Source organism: Vibrio sp. NFR (genome assembly GCF_027587095.1).
GTDB classification, from domain to species: domain Bacteria; phylum Pseudomonadota; class Gammaproteobacteria; order Enterobacterales; family Vibrionaceae; genus Vibrio; species Vibrio harveyi.
The window spans coordinates 170,897-191,776 of record NZ_JAPPTN010000010.1; the positions used below are offsets into that span (position 1 = coordinate 170,897).

At 43.3% G+C, this 20,880-nt stretch carries 22 protein-coding genes; all 22 read right to left on the bottom strand.

The genetic code is table 11. The features are described from left to right. Positions 1–252: 252 nt before the first annotated feature. The 22 genes from OH463_RS18780 to OH463_RS18885 all read right to left on the bottom strand — a co-directional run bounded on the left by OH463_RS18780 (position 253) and on the right by OH463_RS18885 (position 20,423). Entirely contained in the window at positions 253–1,515 is a 1,263-nt protein-coding gene (locus OH463_RS18780; protein WP_269992058.1) for a metal-dependent hydrolase family protein, read from the bottom strand. Positions 1,516–1,733: 218 nt separating this feature from the next. Beyond that, positions 1,734–2,201, bottom strand: a complete 468-nt coding sequence (locus tag OH463_RS18785; RefSeq protein WP_005452302.1) for a GAF domain-containing protein — start codon at positions 2,199–2,201, stop codon at positions 1,734–1,736. 24 nt (positions 2,202–2,225) lie between these two features. Continuing rightward, positions 2,226–3,989 carry a lysophospholipid acyltransferase family protein gene (locus OH463_RS18790; RefSeq protein WP_053050789.1) on the bottom strand — a complete coding sequence of 588 codons (1,764 nt, stop codon included), beginning with the start codon at positions 3,987–3,989 and terminating at the stop codon, positions 2,226–2,228. 1 nt (position 3,990) lies between these two features. Beyond that, the gene (locus OH463_RS18795) at positions 3,991–4,443 is read right to left on the bottom strand and encodes a hypothetical protein (protein ID WP_005452305.1); all 453 of its coding nucleotides are present in this window, start codon (positions 4,441–4,443) and stop codon (positions 3,991–3,993) included. Positions 4,444–4,472: 29 nt separating this feature from the next. Next, positions 4,473–4,913 carry a YHS domain-containing (seleno)protein gene (locus OH463_RS18800; RefSeq protein WP_049537757.1) on the bottom strand — a complete coding sequence of 147 codons (441 nt, stop codon included), beginning with the start codon at positions 4,911–4,913 and terminating at the stop codon, positions 4,473–4,475. A 263-nt stretch (positions 4,914–5,176) separates the two neighbouring features. Continuing rightward, positions 5,177–6,307 (bottom strand): D-alanine--D-alanine ligase, encoded by a 1,131-nt coding sequence (locus OH463_RS18805; RefSeq protein WP_269992063.1) that lies wholly within the window; start codon positions 6,305–6,307, stop codon positions 5,177–5,179. Next, positions 6,285–6,890, bottom strand: a complete 606-nt coding sequence (locus OH463_RS18810) for a DedA family protein (RefSeq protein ID WP_009697125.1) — start codon at positions 6,888–6,890, stop codon at positions 6,285–6,287. The genes OH463_RS18805 and OH463_RS18810 overlap by 23 nt, the downstream gene beginning before the upstream one ends. Positions 6,891–7,163: 273 nt before the next feature. Continuing rightward, positions 7,164–8,558, bottom strand: coding sequence for a hypothetical protein (locus OH463_RS18815; protein ID WP_269992118.1), 1,395 nt, complete (start codon positions 8,556–8,558; stop codon positions 7,164–7,166). Positions 8,559–8,676: 118 nt separating this feature from the next. Then, positions 8,677–9,357 (bottom strand): OmpA family protein, encoded by a 681-nt coding sequence (locus OH463_RS18820; RefSeq protein ID WP_005452313.1) that lies wholly within the window; start codon positions 9,355–9,357, stop codon positions 8,677–8,679. Positions 9,358–9,365: 8 nt separating this feature from the next. Next, entirely contained in the window at positions 9,366–10,913 is a 1,548-nt protein-coding gene (locus OH463_RS18825; protein ID WP_020480879.1) for a TadE/TadG family type IV pilus assembly protein, read from the bottom strand. Between the two features lie 4 nt (positions 10,914–10,917). After that, positions 10,918–11,478, bottom strand: coding sequence for a tight adherence pilus pseudopilin TadF (gene tadF / locus OH463_RS18830; protein ID WP_269992070.1), 561 nt, complete (start codon positions 11,476–11,478; stop codon positions 10,918–10,920). Then, on the bottom strand, positions 11,465–11,947 hold the full coding sequence (locus OH463_RS18835) for a TadE/TadG family type IV pilus assembly protein (RefSeq protein WP_009697305.1): 483 nt from the start codon (positions 11,945–11,947) through the stop codon (positions 11,465–11,467). Before OH463_RS18835 ends, tadF begins: the two co-directional genes overlap by 14 nt. 2 nt (positions 11,948–11,949) lie before the next feature. Then, positions 11,950–12,672, bottom strand: a complete 723-nt coding sequence (locus OH463_RS18840; RefSeq protein ID WP_050907104.1) for a tetratricopeptide repeat protein — start codon at positions 12,670–12,672, stop codon at positions 11,950–11,952. A gap of 11 nt (positions 12,673–12,683) precedes the next feature. Beyond that, positions 12,684–13,526: a type II secretion system F family protein gene (locus OH463_RS18845; protein WP_005452324.1), complete on the bottom strand. Its 843-nt coding sequence runs from the start codon at positions 13,524–13,526 to the stop codon at positions 12,684–12,686. Next, positions 13,523–14,425 carry a type II secretion system F family protein gene (locus OH463_RS18850; protein WP_005452326.1) on the bottom strand — a complete coding sequence of 301 codons (903 nt, stop codon included), beginning with the start codon at positions 14,423–14,425 and terminating at the stop codon, positions 13,523–13,525. Before OH463_RS18850 ends, OH463_RS18845 begins: the two co-directional genes overlap by 4 nt. A 1-nt stretch (position 14,426) precedes the next feature. Beyond that, positions 14,427–15,698, bottom strand: coding sequence for a CpaF family protein (locus tag OH463_RS18855; protein ID WP_005452328.1), 1,272 nt, complete (start codon positions 15,696–15,698; stop codon positions 14,427–14,429). Beyond that, entirely contained in the window at positions 15,695–16,936 is a 1,242-nt protein-coding gene (locus tag OH463_RS18860; protein ID WP_009697303.1) for an AAA family ATPase, read from the bottom strand. Before OH463_RS18860 ends, OH463_RS18855 begins: the two co-directional genes overlap by 4 nt. Positions 16,937–16,938: 2 nt before the next feature. Further along, positions 16,939–17,415: a hypothetical protein gene (locus tag OH463_RS18865; RefSeq protein WP_017190738.1), complete on the bottom strand. Its 477-nt coding sequence runs from the start codon at positions 17,413–17,415 to the stop codon at positions 16,939–16,941. Further along, positions 17,412–18,782, bottom strand: a complete 1,371-nt coding sequence (locus OH463_RS18870; protein ID WP_005452333.1) for a type II and III secretion system protein family protein — start codon at positions 18,780–18,782, stop codon at positions 17,412–17,414. Before OH463_RS18870 ends, OH463_RS18865 begins: the two co-directional genes overlap by 4 nt. Next, positions 18,782–19,606 carry a Flp pilus assembly protein CpaB gene (cpaB, locus tag OH463_RS18875; protein WP_009697301.1) on the bottom strand — a complete coding sequence of 275 codons (825 nt, stop codon included), beginning with the start codon at positions 19,604–19,606 and terminating at the stop codon, positions 18,782–18,784. Before cpaB ends, OH463_RS18870 begins: the two co-directional genes overlap by 1 nt. A 21-nt stretch (positions 19,607–19,627) precedes the next feature. Next, on the bottom strand, positions 19,628–20,065 hold the full coding sequence (locus OH463_RS18880; protein WP_005452337.1) for an A24 family peptidase: 438 nt from the start codon (positions 20,063–20,065) through the stop codon (positions 19,628–19,630). A gap of 151 nt (positions 20,066–20,216) precedes the next feature. Continuing rightward, entirely contained in the window at positions 20,217–20,423 is a 207-nt protein-coding gene (locus tag OH463_RS18885) for a Flp family type IVb pilin (protein WP_005452340.1), read from the bottom strand. Positions 20,424–20,880: the final 457 nt, after the last annotated feature.

Sequence of the window (20,880 nt, forward strand, 5' to 3'; positions counted from 1 at the left end):
TCCCTTCGACACTCCCGTGGTAGAACATAACTAAACTCAATGCTAGAAGAACATTAAGTTGCTCTCGATAGCCAATACGAATGAGTTTAAAGTGGGCACGATGGTTTAACACGAGTAGATGTTGGCAGTAAGAACCAAATGGATGGAGCAAGCAATAGATTAGCCGATAAGGTTTTGAAAAGTGATATCCACTCTAATCCCAAGACGCAAAAAAGGCGCTCGATGAGCGCCTTTGATAACAGGATAATGTTTTTACAATGTGTTCTTATAAACCACGCCATCTTTCATGATGACTTTCTTAGTTTCGTCTTTCATTACACAATCAACTCCCTCAAGTGGATTCCCGTCGACGATAAGTAAATCTGCATACGCACCTTCCACAATTTGACCTAATTTGCCTTCTTGATAAGGGTGCTTGTAAGTCGACAATTCAAACAAACGACCACAGTTTGAAGTTGCCGTGCGCAGTGCAGTGATGGTGTCGAACGTTTTTTCAATCGCACCAAGCTCTTGCATCTGACTTTCATGAACGTTTGCTTTACCGACACAGTCAGTACCAAACGCTAGGTTTTGAATATCGTATTTCTTGATAAGCTCAGCAGACTTAAACATTGCCTTACCAACGCGTTCTGTCTTGCGGTAAGTCTCTTCGTTTGGCAGCGGGATCTTACGCTCCGCAATCAGTGATGACGTGAAGTATGACGGAACAAGCCAAATGCCTTTCTCTTTTACAATTTGAGCGATTTCATCGTCCATAATAGTAGCGTGCTCAAAGGACATTACCCCTGCTTCTGCTGCACGTTTCATCGCTGGTGCAGTGTGAATATGAGCCGCGACATAGGTACCATAGTCGCTTGCAGCTTCCACCGCTGCTTTCATTTCATCTAACGTGTATTGCAACGTATCCAGCGGGTCGAAGGTAGAGGATGCACCGCCACCTGCCATCACCTTGATTTGGGAAGCACCCATGAACAGTTGCTCACGAACAGCTTTTAATACTTCAGCACGACCATCCGCGACTTTAAACGCGCCCGTCTTCATCAGTGGCGAGTCTTCATGACCGCTCGCTAGACGTTCTTGCGCTTGGTTTTGACGGTAGTCTGAGTGACCACAAGTTTGCGAAATCGCCGCCATACAAGGCAAAATTCGAGGACCTTTGGCGTAACCTTTATCGATGCTGTTTTTCAAGCCCAGTGTGTTGCCAGCAACATCACGAATGGTCGTAAAGCCACGCATCAACATCTCTTCAGAAATTCTCGCAGAACGAATCGCAATCTCTTCTCTCGTCATACCATCTAACTCATTAAAGCCTGCTGAAAGCGTGATGTGTACGTGCGCATCAATCAAGCCTGGCATCACCGTTTTGCCTTCTGCATCGATGATTTGCTCAGCATTCGAGTCATCCACTTTCCCGATTTGTGTGATTAAGTTGTTTTCAATCAGAAGGTCCACGTTCTTCAGAAGTTGCTCATCCACACCGTTAAACACGTTTGCATTTTTAATTACGATACTCATGGTTTCTATCTCCGAGTCAGTTGTCTCAATACAGGTGCATCATATCGAGTGGTTGAGAAATAGAATTGCCATTTCACGACAAGTGCACATTATTGGTCTAAGCAGTGAATCAACAACAACCAGAAAAAGTGCCGGAGTAGAAGTGTTAGATGCTAAGGAAGGAGACAAACAAAGAAACTCTGACCAAGAATTGTCAGAGTTTCTTTAGTTCACAGTAATCAGTGAGTGGCTTGGAGATGCTGCTCTACGTTGAGTTGAAGTTGATGGATTTGATCAATCGCACTAGGCGTACCTTTCGCGAAATCGAAAGGCTCATTATTCAGTGCGCACACCGTCCCAATAACTTCACCTTTAAAGGTGATTGGCACACCGTAATACACACCGAGACCAAATTTCACTAAGTCTTCATTGCCCTTCCACTCTTCATCCATACTTGCATCCGCCACCAGCAACGGCTGTGCAGTATCAACGACGCGTTCGCAGTACAGCTCATGACAACCTTGTTGATTACTTTTAGGACCAGCATCACCAACGTGGTAAATAGGTTGCTCATTCGCCGCAAACACCACCATTTGATCCGGCTTAGATTCCATAATCAATAAGGAATGCAGTTGAAACTGATGGGCGATATTTTCGAGTTGAGCTGTCAGCTCATCACGATAATTGGCTAATTTGATAAAAGGCATCGTATTTCTTACTCCTATAGATAGCTATTCACTTAAATCCGTTTTCTTATGGGCTAACTGATACTTCACGGCATTGTCGTAACCCATGTATTTACCAAGCTTTTTCTCCGGCACCGAAGTCAGATCCACGACAATCAAACCATCTAGCGTAAAGTTAAACGCAGGGTCGACATTAAAGCAGACTAACTTGCCATTCATGCTCAGGTACTGTTTGAGAAGCACCGGAATTCCCATACCACGTTCAAGACGACTGAGCACTTTGGATAACAAAGGCAACTGAGAGAGTGAGCTCAACATATCCGGTCGCCAAAATTCTTGATCGTTTCTCTCTAAAGGCGTTGTTGGCGAAACCAATTTGGCTTTGTCATTATCGTAATAATGAACCGACATAACGGAGGCGATGAGCTGCCTTGCCACTGGGCTATAATCGTTGCTGATGCTTACGGGACCAAAGAGATGGGTGTACTTTGGGTTGCGCTGAACAAAAGACGCAATGCCCTTCCACAATAAAAGTAATGAATGCATGTTGCGTTGGTATTGCTTCGCAACCACCGAGCGCCCCAGCTCAATCGAGCAACCTAGAGTTTTGATAAACGCCTCATCATATTTGAACAAACTGGTTGAATAGAGGGCATGAATTCCGCCTTGTTCAATCAGCTCATCAACCAGACCTAAACGATAAGCACCCACAAGTTCTCGGTTGGTTTTATGCCAAACAAAGAGCTGATGGTAGTTGGGATCAAAGAGGTCGACATCACAGCTCAAGCCGCTGCCTTCTCCAACATCTCTAAAGCTTTCTTCTCGTACACGCCCAATCTCACGCATCATTTGCGGCATTTTTGGTGTAGGCGCACAGTACACTTCAAAATCAGCCTGCTCTAATAATTTAAACTCAGACAGATCCAGAAGTTCATTTTCTAAAGTCTCTGTAAGAATAGGCGCAATTATTGGTTCTGCATGAAGAGTTTGTTGAGTGAGCTCCTTGCGACTGTCCATACTTCCCATTAAATAGGTGTTCAAACGGAAGTACTGGGTAATATCTTCATCATTTTCAAACCCTTGTATCTCGCGATAAGGGATTGGATTGCCGATTGAAACAGAAATGATCTCACCCGACTTATTGAGAAGTTCTCGTCCCAGCAGTGCCGTTCTAAGAAGCGGATGAATTCTCCCAGCTTGATAAAATAATTTGCTGTTCATACCACTTATAAACAAAGGCACAGTCGTCGCTTGAGCATGCTTAACAAATTTTGCTACTGAGTGACTCCATGTTTTATCAGTGATTTTATTTTCACTGGCTTGCCAAGAAGAGACTTCTCCAGCAGGGAAGATAATCAACACCCCACCTTCTTTAAGATGTTGGTTCGCCGCTTTAATTGCTCGTCGATTGGTTTGCTTTGCCTTTTCACCACCAAACACATCAACACCAATAAACAATTCATCCAGCTCAGGAATTCGCTTTAACAGTTCGTTAGCAAGCACTTTGACATCCTTGCGCACTTGGGAAATCAAGGAAGCTAAAATGATCCCTTCAATTCCACCAAACGGATGGTTAGCAACAACCAAAACCGAGCCATCACTGGGAATATTCTCTAAGCTGCCATGTTGAACTCGATATTGAGTACCAATTCGAGCAAGCGCTTCATGCATAAATGAATGACTATCTTCAGGCAACGGTTCTTGCTTGTACAAGGAATCTAACTTGGAAAGCCCAGTAGCCCACTCGACAACAGACTCACCTATTCCAAATGGCGTTTTTCTTGATAACCGGAAAGGACTTTCAACCATATTAGGCTCCTTTCATTAGCAAGGTGTTTGTAAAAGAGCCCTGAGCTCTAATATCGCGAATGGTTAAGAAAATAGCGGATAGCCAAACAAGGCAAGCCATACCAAATAGCAATCCACCATCATTACCTATCACTTCGCCCGTAGCGCTAAATTCAGGCATGACAACACCTAGCGGCGTAAACAAGTGGAATAAAATGGCTCCTGTCATAATCCCAACGGCCATTGTTGAACCAACACCATGGAAACGAGTAAACAGTAAAATGGCTGCAATTAACTCAGCAATCCCAATTAAATACCCGCCATAAACACCAAACCAATGAATCCCTGACCATTCTCCTAACGTGCCAAAAATATGATCGGTTTCATATGAACCAGTAAACTTAAAAAATAATGATTGAATAAAAACGAAAGCAATAAAAATCGAAGGTATATGTTTCTTTGGAATAAATGTCATGAGATGAACCTTATTATTTCTGAGTCTTATTACTGCTGAATCAATGTTGGCCAGTTTTTATCGGCTGCAGCAATATGTCCTGCGCGGTCATCATCCCACCACTGCTTCACTTCTGCGTCGTAATTTAGATACAGCTTGCCATCAACAATTGCCCATTGTTTAGGATCCGCAGGGGCAAAATCATTTTTAGCGGATACCGCCCATGCACAATAGCCACCATACTGTGGCGCATAAGCTTCTGGATTTTCTATAAATTTATTTAAATTATCTTGAGAAGAAAAATACCAGTCTGCCCCTTTGTATTCAGTTTTCCAGTTACTGTTTCCTTTCACAGGCTGACCTTCTTTAAAATAGGAGACCGTGTCATAACCGCTTAATGCCTTATTACTAAAAAATCCGGTATAAATTTCATCTTCCGCAAAAGAAGAGAAGCTGATTAATACCATCAGTAATGCGAATAATTTTCTCATCATTAAATTCCTTATTCGGAAATACATTCTATCGAGGTATTGCCCTCACTAAGAAGGCATATTCACTGCGTGATTTATTTGGTGCTAATAAAAAGACAGGACAAATGAGATAAAAATTACAAAGAATTGAAAATTAAATAAGAAAAGTACTGAATAACTGTTTTACGGCGTGAAGTTGAATAACAGATGTCCCCATTCATCACCCGTTGTTGGGGTATCCATACCCAAATAACCTCAAGATACTTGGGTATAGATCAATGCTTTTAGTCTGTCATCGGGTACAGCTGCGTCAGGACTTTCTCTTCTCGCCATGCTTGAATGAGAGCACCCAGTGTCGGCGTTTGATGCCCTCGCAGCCTCTGCTTTGATCCGATTTGATAAAGTAATCGGTACTGCTTTAGCAATGTGGCGAAGATATGAGTTAGTGGTGTATCGCTATCCCAGATATGTGCCGCTTCACTGCTCGCACCATTAATCTCTAAGATATCAAAATGTTCACCATTCATTAGAGCATGAATATCTTTAAACTTGATATCCAATCGCCCGTAGTGGAATCCATTAAAATCCCCTAGCACTTGATCGAGCTTCTTTTCCAGCTCTTGCGTAATGAATCGGTTACCATCGCGAAAAATGGCACCACGTGAATGGCTTCCTGCAAAGGCTAGTTGAAATTCTTCACCTTTCGCGACGATCACTTCTAATTGCTCACTGTGCCTTGGTAAATAAAGGTGCTGTAACTTACCAGCCCTTGGACACTTCTCGATAAGCTGCTTAAGTGTAGACTGCCCATCACCAATCACTCGAGGGGAATATTTTAATGTCAGTGAGATGATTTTCCCTCGGGTTTCGCCTGGCTGCCTGACGTAAAATACCCCAGCTTCAGCGCTGTAGTCTGATTTCTTCTGTAACAGGAAACGTCCATCAACGGGAAACGTTTTAATGTAGCTTCTTAGCTGTTCATCTGAACGCAATAACTTCACGCCAGCACCACGGCAACCAAGATCAGGTTTCGCCACCAATGGATACTCTAAACTCGATCGTTTTAGCTGCTGTATTGCGTCTTCTAAAGCAGTTTCAAGCTGTTCATGCGTCTTAGTTAATGTGATAAAAGGCAATATCCACTGCTTAGTTTTGTCTCCCGAAGAAGCGAAAATGTCATGCTTGGACTCCCCCACCATACCGCTTAACTTGATTGAAGGGTTTGCGATCAAAGGTAATGCCCAATCTCGGTGGATAGCGCTGAGGACCGCGCTTTGAATCACCACGGGTGTATAAAAAAACCAAGCTGGTAAAAACTCAAACGGAGAGACTACTCGCTTTGGTTCTTGAAGAATGGGCATACCTGCATTAACCATTCCGTTTGGGATCATTTCAACGTGGGCGAGTTGCACCATATGTGTTCCTTAACAATGTTTTTGAAATCAGTTTGTTGAGCAGCAACATCACGACCAATCCAATCGGAATCAACAAACTGTTTATTTGATGTTGTTGAAGCCATTGCATGCTGCCTAGTTGGAAGAAAGAGCCAAAAATCAACGCAGTCCATAAACTCGTCGCGCTTAACACGGCGATGAGAAACTTCATTTTGGGCACATCCAAAAATCCGCTAAGCGTAAATCCTACGGTTCTTAATCCGGGAATAAACCGAACGATGAATAACGTAATGAAAGCTTTACGATGAAGTGTGCGTCGCACGCGCCTAGCACGTTGATATCGAAGCAAGCGATAGCGGAAAAAACGTACCTTTTGTGCCAATTTCCCCAGCCAATAAAGCCCTATGTCCCCTGTGGCGATACCTGTAAAAATCGCCAATAACGCAAGAGGTGTTGGCATCACTTGCTCTACCGCTAAAGTAGCGGCAGTAACGATAGCCAAATCTTCAAGTAAGTATGACAACAATACGACTCCGAGAAATAGCATCGACAGAGGCACATTGCCTTGGTATAGCCAAGCTTCTAACGTTGCCACTTCACTCATATTCTCTGTCCCATTGCTATTCACTCGTCATTCAAGGCCTCTACGAGATGATTTTTCGATCCATATTGATGAACAGAAATAACTAGAGGCTATGGTTAAAGACAGGATCATCAGTAACAAAATTTCACTGCAATACAGAGAAAGTCGATAACGCCCAACGTTGTTGCGTCAGTCGAATTCAGGAAGTTTCCAGTAATAGGAACAAAAAGAGCCGCGAAATGCGGCTCTTAAATGTGCTTGTTTACTAATAAGATTTAAAGGGGGAACGATGTCTTAGTTCATGTTCACCATACAAATGAACTTATTTGTATCAAATGCTTGATCCAATTCTTCATGCTTCTCCGATGAATACACTTTGCCATCTTTCGTCCAGTAATCTCCCGGAGATAGATAGGTATAGAGGCGCAAGTATTCATAAGCGGCTTTGTTTGGCAAACGAGACGATAGACGCTCACAATATTTCTGTGCGTCAGCCTGACTTAAGAAGATGTCATGAGACTTTTTGTTACCTCTGAATCTTGGCAATAGATAAGTAAAGGCTTCATCTTTGTACAGTACCTTATTGGTGTAACGCTGAAGATCGGGCTCTTCTGCAGACTCCAGCTCAGCGACGACTTTAGGTGGTAACAAACTCTCAGAGAATCTTACTGTATCTTTAGGTTGAGCCTTTTCACTGTTCGCATCAGTCTTGTCTTCTACCGCTAAACGTGTAGGAACCGCCTTCGGAGCACTGGCTTTGCTCGCAAACGGGAAGAAGTAGTCGCCACCATTTTTAAGATTTAGCTTAAGCGACTGAGTTTTATGATTGTTCACGGCTCGCACACTATAGATACCCACATAGTTGCCCGTTACATCCACTCGCTCGCCAGAGCCGACTTCCTGGTCATTGATGTAAAAAACCGTTTGTGGTGAGTTTGAACGGAACACAAAGCGCACGTTATCAAGATCAAGTGCTTGTCTCAGTTCAACCTCTGTATTCGCACTGTAATTGTGCTTGTAACTTGCGTCCGCAGTGAAAGAAAGGTCGCCGTTTAATTTTTGGTTTGCATCCACGACTTTAAAGCTCGTGAGTTTGATTCGAGATAAACCACCTTTGCTTAATACAAAAGCGTTCTTGATAGAAGGGAGATTTCGGTTTACGCACGTTGATAAACTTTCCGCAACGTTACACTGCAATTGACCAGAATAAGTATCGTTTATCACACGTTTTGATTCATTCAAATGACGCTCTTTTATCTTTTCGTACAGAGCAAGGAGTGCGTCGTTCTTCACTCGCTCGATTTGACTTGCCTCTTGTTGGTCTTGTGACAATTGCTGCTTAGTTTCGACCAACAACTTCCCCGCGGTTTCAATTTCCTTTTTCATTGAATTCACTTTGGCAGACATATTGCGCAAAGTCAGAATTAAGGATTCGTCATATACACCATCAACCAACTTGTCTTTCAAGCGATTAGAGTCAGATTTGATCATCTCGACATTAGTCGCCAATTTGATCTTGGTGGACTCTATTTCAGCATTCAATTTATTGTAGTGCGAGATGTTTTCATCAATTCTCAGCGCACTGTACTGCTGGTCGTAAGCAGTATTAATGCTGTTTAATGTATCTTGCTCGTTAAAGTTAATGAGCTCTGAGGCAGCGGTCATACCACTCCACGCTACCCCCACCATAATGGCTATTATTGTTTTAGATTTACCCACTGCCACTCCAAATTGACCCACCACGACACCATTGTTGTTAATGCTTCACCTTGCGTTTTAGGCAAGGTGAACGCTCTACGATTAAAACCTATTCCGTTGGCTTTACTTCGTCTGGTTTTATTTGATCTGGTTTTGCCTGATCATTCTTAGAAGCCCATATTTCTGAGCGTCTGTTTTGTGCTCGCCCCTCAGCGGTTGAATTCGACGCAATCGGCTGAGTTTCACCAAATGAACGAACGACAATACGGCTTTTATCCACGCCTTGCGCAATCAAACCGTTAGACGTTGTCAACGCACGTTGCAAGCCTAACGATTGGTTGTAGCCTTCAGAACCCTTGCTGTCGGTATGACCATCTACCGCAATAGCACTATCGCTATTTTTAAGCGAACCTGCGAGTTGATTCAGAGCTTTGCTGCCCATTGGTGTTAAGTTGGATTTATCAAAACCAAAATGCAGACGCGCAACCAAGCCATCACCTTGATGATTGTTATTTTGATTGCTAATCCATGTCGTACAGCCTGTTTGATCCAACCCTAACTTTGATTTACCTGCCAATGCTTGTTTGAGCTCACCATTGTTAGACTTCTGCTCTATTTGTAAAAAGCCCTGTCGATGTTGAGCAATTCCGACAACGTCATCCACTTTGATACTATGTTGGTACTCGCTGAAGGTATTGTCGCAATAAACGCTAATCCCCTCTTCTGCCTTAACTATCAGGCTAAACGGCAACGTCGAGATAGCGAATGCACCAATGACTAACTTTTTCATATTTTCCTCTAGTACAACTTAGTTATTCCGCTTGTTTTTGAGCCTTTGCGGATGAGTTCTTCTATCTTTTCAATCAATTCATCTAAGTTAGATACATCAATGATGTCTTCACTTGGATTAACAACACAGTCTTGAAAACCACTTTGTTGAGATGCACGGAAATCGATACCAATAACACCGATGTATAAGCCCGGAATCTCTGCTCTGGCTTTATCACACATACCGTTGTCTACTAGCCCCTTCAGAATGCCGTTGTTAGGGCTTTCTTGCCCGTCACTCAAAATCAGCAACATCTTGATTTTCTTGTTGTAAGCTTGCTGCTCTTCTTCATCGGTACTGTTTGGGTCTCCATCATGAAGAACCTGAGACCCTCTTAATATGCCTTGAAACGCTGCGGTACCACCGTCTGCCCACATCGACTTAATCGAGTCCAAATCTGAAAGTTTGTTCGATAATTGAATGTTATAAAACTGCGATGAATTTGAAGAACCATGAGCATTAAACAGTCGGGTGCCGCTCACACCATAGAAATTAGGCTTTAATCCTGATTTATCAGTAAACATGGTCGATACCGAAGTCGGTAAATCAACATAGTTGTAGACATCAGCTACGGCGTAGCGATCTGCTTCGAGAACATCACGAATACGTTTGGCATAATTCTGATTCTCTGACCGAGGACTTTGGCAGTACGACTGCCGATAAGCACAATTGTACACTTCGCTTGCCGAATACGTGCGCCAGTAGTCCCAATCGATATCGTTGTAACTATAAGGTGACAAATAAGCCTTGTACCCGTTCTTGTAACTTAGTTGGCTTGTCGCATTGGCTCTATTGCCTGCCACAATTTCTCTGGTGCGAACGTTAAACGGCACAAAACCAACTCGGTTAAGCAGTTTGTCCCCGGTGGTGTCTTCTCCAGGCTCATCACAAACGTCTTTCCACTCTCCGTCGACGAAGTCTTGACGGATTTTTTTACAAAGAATCTTGTTTGATATCTGATCGATCGCGGTTTTCAAATCGTCAATTTTTTTGCTCCGACTTGAGCCCCACTTATCATTCATCGAGCCAGAAAAGTCCGAGACGAAAACGATATCAATGTTGTTATCCCCAAGATAAGCAGGGTACTTTCTTGCCAGCGATCGGCCAGCTAATTCCTGCTGCTTATCAAACGATGGGATAAAGCTGCTTGCAAACCAAGAGTCATGCGTTGTTCTGGCGTTCACTGTGTATTGGATATACTCAAGAGCACCAGTATCCTTGTCTTCCGCTTGATAAAAACGTTGAGCAGAAAGGTTGGTTGACTTGATGTCTCTCACATAGTTTTCGACATACTTCGTTGCCAGCGCACGGGCTGCACCCGGTTGGTCTTCAATCGTAACGGCCATTGCCGCAGCTTCCGCTGAATCCCTTAGTCGGCTCGACTCCTGCACATAACGGGTGCCCTCAACAGCCCAAAAAGTGACGCCCATAATAGGCACAAGCAACAAGCCCATCCATACAGCGGCGACGCCCTTTTGTTGTTGGAGACTTCGATGCTGATATTGCTGCATTCTCATTTCACTATCTCCCTGGCATTATTGAAGAAGAGCCAACTTTCACGATTGTGCCGGTACCGCCATTAAAGAACGGCTTGAACCAAGAGCTTTGCTCCTCACAAAGGCTGACGCGGTACAATGGATACACCACGCCCTTTTCCACCGGAGCCAAATCTGCGTGTGCGAGTATTGAATCCGTTTTGCAATTTAGTCTGTTGTATTTACTGCTGGTAAATACCGCCACATTCACTTTATTGGTCAATGACTCGATTTTGATTGCCACATCGTTTGGGGGCGTGCCGAGCATTCGACTCGCGACTTTGGATAAGTCTTCTAAATCGGCATTGGTTACCGCTAGATTTTTTCCACCTAACACGTCGCCCTCAAAGTAACGCGAACGCTCTTTGATTACGTTCACCAACGCAAAGCTAGAACGATCAAGCTTGGCTCGCAAAAGCAACTGATAGCTCAAATCCGCGGCAAAAAGGTAAACACCCCATAACGCAGTAAGAATGAACACAAGCTCAACCATAAATGAGCCTTTTTGGCGTTTTGGAGAACATACACCTTGTTTACGGAGCGTCATCTTTCCACCCCTCATGCTCTAAGTTCAGTACCATTGTGCTTGAGATATCTCGATCTGCTGCACCGGCAAGTTTTATGATCGGAGAGTAACGATAAGTGACCGTTATCTCCGCTAAGTTGTAGTTGAAGTTCAAGCCCTCATCCGAATATCCTCTATTCGCAATGAAGTCATCATAGGTTTTGTAGTAACGACCTTTGATAGAAAATCGCGAGCTATCGATTAAGAAATGCCACAAGTTACCATCAGCTTCGATCAGAGATTTAAACTTGTCCTCGTACTGCTGATTTATGCCTTTGCCCTCGTAAATCTTGGTGTTTCGTATAGTTTCTCGAAGAGAATATTCCGTCATGTTCACAACATAGATTTGGTAACTCGACTCAAAGATGGCAAAAGTGGCAAAGAACAAAACGAGCGCGCCCATTACGAACTCGATCGCCGTTACCCCTTTTTGTTTAGAAAGCAATTTCATCATTAACTCCTATATTGAGTTAATTCGACGGCGATACTGTGGAGCTCTTGATCCGAAAAATCACCTTTGAGTAGTTTCTTCGCCGCATCCATCTGCTGCGCTTTCATAAGGGCAATCGCTAGGTTCGCCTTCACTACTTTATTTTCCGGGTTATCTTTTAGTACTGGCATCAGTGTTTCGATGGCTTGCTCGTATTCACCATTTGCCATATGAATCATCGCGATGTTGTTCTTGATCGCGACATCATCATAACCACGCAAACGTGCATTGTTCAGCTCTTGGTAAGCATCTTCGTATTTACCTAACTTGGCGTACGACACACCCAGTAATACATGGATTTGTCCTGATTCATTACCCGTTTTAATGGAAGATAAATACGCCTCTACCGCGCTATCAGTGTCATTTTTTGCATCAAACACTTGCCCTTCTAACTGGTACAAGTCAGGGCTCTCTATCCCCTCTTTTTGCAAATGCTGAACATAAAAGTTTGCCGACTCGATATCCCCTTTATGGAAATACGCCCATGCCAGCTTTTCTTTCACTTCTGGATCTTGCGAACCTTGCTCTAACTGAGATTTGTAGTGAGAGATTAAACCATCATAGTTCTTCACTTTTTCCATGCTCGCGACGTCATCTTGTAGCTGACTCTGCTGCGAAGGTGTCGATTGACAACCTGCCAACACGCCCAGCGCTAACAAAGCGAGAGAAATGCGTTTTCCAATCACTGGTTACTCTCCTAAATATTTAATGTCATTTGCATGATTCCCGGTGCGAGAATCAGAATAACGATCGGGAACATGATGAAGAGGATCAGCGGGACACTCATCTTAGCGGAGAGTTTGCCTACCTTTTCCTCAACGGTCAGGATTTGCACTTTTCGCATGTCTTCAGCGAGATCGCTCAACACCTGAGCCACTGATGTACCGTATTGCAAGTTTTGAATGATAGTCAGCACGAAGCTTCGTATTGGCGGCGTTGGAATACGATCACTGAGGTCATTTAGCGCTTTTTCTAGCCCGTGGATTTTTGCCGAATCTGAGGTGCGTTTAATTTGATAACAAAGGTCAGAGTCAAACTCAGCCAACTCTTTGCCCAGATAAACCAATGCCGCCTCAATCGTCATACCGGTTTGCACGCAAACTGACATCATGTCCAGCAAGTACGGTAACTGAGATGATGTCTTAAAGATCAACATTTTGCGTCGCATTTGAAGCAAAGTATCCGGCAAAACAATCACAGCAATAAGCGTAAAAATAATGATGATTAGCTGATTATTTGCTGTCATATCCGACAACAACACCAATCCTGTAACAACCACGAGCACCGCTAATTTGGCAGGGAAGTAGAACTTCGCCCACTCTGTGTTGTAATAGCCGGCCTCGATGAGTTTTTGTTCCAGCTCATGTCGATGCTCTTTACCGAAACGAACAAAAAAGCGGTTAACACGGGAAGGCGCACGTACAGCATCACCGCCAATATAAAGGGCGACTTTTTTGCGTCGTTGTTCTGTACGAAGCGAATCGAAAATCAAGAAAAGCAACGAAACAAACAGTACTATAAGGGCAATCAATAGCATCATGCGCGTACTCCTCTGACTAACAACCAAACAATGAACAAGCCAAATAACTCACTGCCAAGTACATAAAACAACACGATACGACCAGAAGGGTCATACAAGACGAAATTGACGTTGTCAGGGTTTACATAGTTAAGAATGATCATGAAAATCAACGGAATTGCCGCAACAATCTTGGCAGAAATTCGCGCTTCAGACGTCATGGCCATCTTCTTTTTCTCTAGGGTTCTTGCGTCCACCAAAACTCGAATAAGTCTTGCTAGTACGCCTTTCAGCTGACCGCCTCGCGCAATATTTGCTCTAAGGGTTACAGTGAAAAACAGAAACTCTGGGTAAGGGTAGTTTTTACACGAACGTTGAAGTACCACTTCCGGAGACTCACCCAACTTAAGTCGGTCCCCCATCAGTTTAAACTCGCGCCCAATCGAGTTATCCATCACCTCGCCAACATAACTGATGGCTTGCATTAAGCTGTCACCCGCGGTTACCGCACTCATCAGAATGTTTAGCGCATCAGGGAAAGTGTTTTCAAAATCACGTCGCCTTCTTGTCACTAGGTAGCGGTAACCCATGATGGTAAACACCAAAGACAAGCCTACGATCAACCCGGTGTTCGTCATCAACAACAGCTTAACCACGACGTACCAAGAGGCGATGAGACTCGCCGTGATATACAAAGCGATATACAGCGATGAACGTGGTCCAAGTACTTTTAGTGTTGGAGAAATAGACTCTTTGAACTTTTGCCAACTTTGTTTTCGTACCAGTGATTTTACGTTGATAGCATTGAAGTTTTCCGCTTCAGCTTCTTCGATGTTGAAAAACTGATCGACCTTTTTGACCTTTGAGTCTCTGACCAAAAGCAGTACGAACGCAAAGAGGATAAGTGAGAGCCAAAGCATGTTATATCCCCTTAAACGATGCCATCAGCTCGTCATACAGCCCGAAGAATTGGGCTTTCTTTACAAGCTCAGATCGTTGCATGATGCCGCTGGTTACGAAGTCACCTTTAACGGTTTCTCCAAAATGTGCATCGTCATAACGGAAACGGTAGATCTCTTCCATCACCACACTATCGCCTTCCAAGCCGACGATTTCAGAGATACTGGTGATCTTACGAGACCCATCGCGCAGTCGGTTAACCTGGACAATCATTTGCACAGCGCTGACGATGGTTCTTCGAATCGCATCAAGCGGCTGGTTTAAGTTCGCCATCATGACCATCGATTCCACACGCGCAATCGCATCTCTCGGTGTGTTGGCGTGCAGTGTAGACATAGAACCATCGTGTCCCGTGTTCATGGCCTGCAACATTTCAAACGCTTCAGAGCCACGACACTCACCAAGAATGATTCGGTCTGGACGCATACGAAGTGCGTTAATCACCAAATCACGCTGCGTCACCGCCCCAGTCTGCTCAACGCTCGAAGTTCGCGTTTCCAATCGAACCAAGTTAGGTTGTTGCAAGCGTAATTCCGCCGCATCCTCTATGGTGACAATACGCTCATCTTCAGCGATGTATTGAGACAATGCGTTAAGCAGCGTCGTCTTACCTGAGCCCGTACCGCCAGAAATCAGCACATTCATTCGACAACGAGACGCAATCATCAGCACTCTCGCCATGTCAGGAGACATAGAACCAAAACCAATCAAATCTTCAAAGCCGATGTTCTGCTCTCTGAATTTACGTATTGAAATCGAGGTCCCATCCAACGCAATGGGTGGGATAACGATATTCACACGGCTGCCATCTTCAAGTCTGGCATCAACCGTTGGAGACAGTTCATCAACACGTCGTCCAACACGCGAAGCAATGCGTTTAGCAATTGCTAACAACTGCTCTTCGTTGACAAAAGACACCTCTGACTTTTGGACTTTACCGTGTCTTTCAAAAAAGATGTTGTTAGGTCCATTTACCATGATGTCGGAGATAGACTGATCTTCAACCAAAGGCTGCAATGGACCTAAGCCAAACAGTTCATCAATTAAGCTTTTCACCAAGCCTGACTTCATCATCGAAGTGATCGGACGTTGGTAGCTGTTTGCAAGAAGATCAACAGCGGCTTGGATTTGAGCCTCTAAGTCTCGGCGGCTCATTTTCTGAACCGCTTCAGCATCTAGTGCTTCAAATATTTGCCCGCGAAACGCGAGGTATAAGTCTTTATTCGAACTCATTTAGCACGCACCCTCTTCAACCAAGATCCCATGCCTTTTTGATCAACAGGTTGACCATTAATCAGCTTGACCAGTAGTTCCATAGAACGGTTAATATGACGATCGTGCTTATGACCTCGTTTGCCATCAATAATGATGTGCGACAACGACTTGCAGTACCCCACTTCGAGATCAACATCCGCACCTAAGTATTTGGTAAGATCAGGACGTTGTAATACATACGCGTTTTCCGGACGGTGATAATTCACCAATGTAATCACACGAGTTCGGGACGATAATGTGAGCTGTAAATTGGAAATTTTCTCAAACAGTCGTTTGGCACTTCTTACAGAAGATACCGACGCATCCAAAACCAGCACAACTACATCAAAGTTTTCTACCAAGAGTTGAGGTTCAACTTTGAAGTCCACACCGCCCGAGAAGTCTTCAATAATGAAGTTCGTGTTTCGAGCTAAAAGATCACAGAGCGTCTGGTTATAGTTGAGAATATCGCTTTGACTCATGTCGCCATCGATAGCCAACAGACGCAGATTTTTTCGTGCGTTAAACAGGTAGCTAAGTGCTCCCTCTTCATCCATTTCATGCAAGGGAGCAGTAAACTCATCGATACCGCGCGGTTTAAAATCTTTCAGTCCCAATAAAACATCGATGTTGGTATCTGCGTATTGGTGATCAACCAAAATGGTATCGGAACCTTGAGTGGATAGTAACGAACTCAATTCAGTAGTAATGAATGATGCACCAACACCACCTTTTGAACCCACCACTGCTACACGCTTCGCCTTACGCTTCTGGCTAACACCAGAGAACGTCTTCAAGTTCTTACTAACATGGTTTAAGAAGTCTGCGAACTCTTGTTTGTTCACCGGCCAAAAGACGTAGTAAAAGCCCATGTCTTTGAGGGAACGAAGCGTCGAAATTGCATCTTCTTTACCAATGACCACGACACCTTTGTGTGTTGGTAGTTTGCTAGCGAAAGACTTAGCATCTTCAACGACGTTGTTCGATTCGTTCAGTTCAAGGATAACAATATGACTGCTATGTTGTTCCGTCAGCTTGGTTAAGCCTGCGTTAGCTCTTACACATTCTGGGTCATTCCAACCTTCGAATCGAAACACTTCCTGAACGAGGTTTAAACACTCTTGTGATTGATAAAACAACGTACATCCAGCAACACCTGTCGTCGAAGACTGTGCCGGTTTTGCTTTCGTTGTTAATGCTTTAGTTAAATCAAACATTATTATTCTCCTACTAATCTAGACTTGTAGGACACTTGTTTAAGACGCATCGATTCAACAAAACAGTCTGGTTCACCTAACTGAACTTGAATCTGTGCAGGCGAGCATTGCTGGGTTTGCAAACGCGTTAACGTCACTTGGATATTCAGATCACTTGGTAAAGCTGGCGTATAACGATATTCCACTCTTTGCGGGGCAATAATGTGTGACGGATACTGCTCAAATGTCTTCTTTAACATCGTTTTACTGCGCGCGGATTTGTAATCGATCACGTAAGTGGCTTCTTTATCCATCGATTCGATTTTTTGAATCAGTTGCTTAATCTGCTTTTCTGTTTCTGCACGATTCTTTACTGCAAACTCAAAGCTATGATGCTCTTTATACACCACGGCTTCAGCGCCATTTCCGCCAAAATATCGCTCTGTTGCGCAACCAAAGAGTGACGATGTCAATAAAGCAATAAGTACTAGCTTCTTCATTGAATAAACCCTCCTTCAGATAGCAGACGAATCGTCGCATCCGATGACGTGTTAGAATTACCGTCAGAATCAATATTCAACCAACGCGCTAACGTTGAGGTTTTCTTGATGTGTGGCAGCTGAATATCTTTCGGTTTGATTGGTTCCACGAGGTTTACTGTTGCCACGATGATCAACTCAGTTCGCTTTCTTTCTGTCGTTGCTTTACGAAATGCAGCACCAAGTACAGGAATGTCTCCAATGAAAGGAATCTTTTGCATTTTCTCTAAATCAGCACTGCTCATTAACCCGCCAAGGATGAAGCTGTCTCCGTCTGCCAGTTCAACGGTTGTCATTGCACGTCGTGATGACAACTGTGGCACTTTAATGCCTGCAGCTTCGACGTAGCTTTCTACTTCGCTCACTTCCGGAGCTAGCTGCATTCGGATTTTGTCTTGACTAAGTACTTTCGCTGTAAGGTCGAGCTTAATACCAAACTCTTTAAACGAAATATTCACGTTGTTGTTGTTCGACACAATAACGGGCACTTCGCCACCGACAAGGAAGCTCGCCGATTCACCGGAAAGTACCGTCAGGTTTGGCTCCGCCAAGACTTCTGCAACCTGATCGTCACCCAATGCAGTGATCAAGGTACTTAGGTTTGCCGCATCAAATTGGTCAAATACGAACTCACCCGCTTTAGAACCAATAGAACTCCAATCGACCCCAACTGTTTTACTAAAAGATTCATTAACTTGAGCGACTGAGATTTTGACGTTTACCTGTTGTGTCGTTGCAACCTTAATGCGTTCAATGATTCCTTTCCAAGTCATATTGCGAGCGAAAACCATGCTCTCTGGCTCTTCATAATCTGAATAGTCAGATTTGAACTCCAGCTTTTCGACTTTCTCCCACTTCTCGGTTTTTTCTCGTCCGAGTAAGGTTGCCACCATGCGATAAATGTCATCACGAGTTTCTTCAGAATCAACAACACCACTCACTGCGACTTGCTCGCCCACCGATTGAACCTTGACTTTGGCATCAGGAAAATGGAACTTGAGTTGACGTCTAACCTCGCTTAGATCCAAATCAACGATGATGCGGTCAGAAAGCAACACATCATCGTCTGTTCCATAGACAATCAAGCGAGACTGACCAATGCCATTGGCAAAAACCACTAGCGTATTGTCATTAATGATTTTGTAGTCGGCGATATCAGGGTTACTGATAAACACCTTTCCAATCGGCATCTTTAATTGAATGTGCTGACCGTCATTAAGTGTGATAGATCGGTCAGCAGCAAAAGTGTTTGTTATAGAAAGCAAGCCAATCAAAAGAGAGGTAAAGGAGACGCACAGTACTTGCTTAATTCGATGGTGTATCATCATTACAAAGCCTCTCTAGGATCATTAACGTTACCGCGTAACTCTTCGATTCCGGTATAATTGTCGATAACATTGCGTACTTCCGCGTATTCCGGCTGCGTATAGGTTTGGCTTCGATAAATTTCGATATGCATAGTTCGTTGAGCCAACGCTAGCTTTGCCAACTCATCTGGCTTCACTTCGATAACCACCGTCGTCATACCGTCTTCTTTATTTGGTGTTCGAGCGGTAATGTTGCTGTTTTCACCCTCGCCATCACCAATATTGAGTACTTTGACATGTTTTAGGAACATGGACGCTTTTACACCTCGAAAGCGCTTCGGCTTATCCATATTTTCAGCAAGATTAGCGTTTGGAGAACTCACGGTAAGAATGTCGATATATGAGCCAGGACGAATGTAATCTTTGATTAAGTTCTGATCACTCACTTTCAGTGGATACAAGGTCATGCCTTCCGTTACCAGTAGATCGATATACCCTGGTTGACCGGGAGAAACTTGGTACTCTGGTAACACAACATCGCCTGGATTTAGGCTTCGGTTTAATAAAACGGATGGTGAAAAACTGATTTGTGCGTCTTCTCTGACGCCAAGCGTTAGTGCTTCACTAAGTGGGAGCTGTTGTTTGATAACTCCTTGTGCACTAATCGCATGTCCTTTTTCATAAGCTTCGGTGGTCATCCATACAGCAACATGCTGTTCATCTTTGTTATCGACCACTTCAGCGACAGCTTCGGGTTGAGGTTGACTCTTGAACAAGTCGACAACGCCAAGCGCGCCTACGATCAAGGCAACAATAGCAACAAGTAAAACCAGTCGAGATCTCATAATGTGCCCATTCTTGGAGGTTTAAATATGTGGCGTATTTTGAGTTAAAATTATTAAATAAAATCCAACACTAATTGCTATCCCATACGGAATGCCTTCTTGGCTACTCGACGTGTTGCTTATTAATTTTCTAGTAATTAAATAAATAATCGCTAAAAAACCACCAGCAAACGCCGTCATAATATAGGCCCATGGTAGGTCATTGAGAGGGATTGTCAGTGACAACACTGCGGCATATTTAATATCACCAGCTCCAATCCAAATCAGAGCATAAAGTATTAAGCCTATCCCTAGCACCAGCAAAAAGGTTGTAATCTGAAGATCTAATGGTGAAAGAAAACTCTGCAACAAGAGGAGTAAAAGCAAAGCGTTATTTTGTATTTTACGATGAAGAAAATCGGTAATAGATACATACAAACACGCGATTGCCAATACTAATAAATACAATTCATGACTCAAAATTAAGACTCTTGCCTGAATTTATCGAGATTAGCTTCAAATAACATTTATTAGATATTCTAAATTAACTGAGCCAGACCAATGAAAACAGAGGTCTGGCACAAATATCTAGCGATATTATCTACATAAACCAGTAAGGTAATTACTTGGCTTATTTGCTCGCAGTATCGATAGCAGTCGCAACTTGAGCGAATGCACCTTCTAGCTTGCCGATGAAACCGTCTGAGCCTACTGCTGTAGTTACTAATACAGCCATTGCAACAGCAATTAGACCGTATTCGATTGCAGTTACACCGCGCTCGTCGTTTTTAAATTGTGACAAAAACAGGCTTGTTTTTACGTACAGTTTAGTAATCATGTTTAGTTCCTATGAAGTTGATTTACAAAAGCTTTGCCATTCTATTGAATACCAAAAGGTATGGAAAAATAGCCCCTATCGATAGAATCGATAGATTTGGCAAAGACCGGCACATCAAGTTATGCTGAAAAAATCATAAAGAACCAACAAGCACTTAAATTACAATAGCTTACAGACATATATCGAGTATTCTTTACAATACTCGCTATAAGGTAATTAATTCACACGGTGAGACATAGATCATCAATAGAGTCATTACTTTATTATTTTCAAAAATTATTTTTATCAAAAAGATAGATAAATGTGATGATTGTTTATGCAATGTAGGAATATACTTACGTTGAATTTAGCACCAATAATTAATTTTGCTTTATAAAACGAGTTGAAATACGAGTTTCATCACGCTATTGTGTTGCAAATATACAAATTACAAATCAAAAACCTATAATTTGCTTGC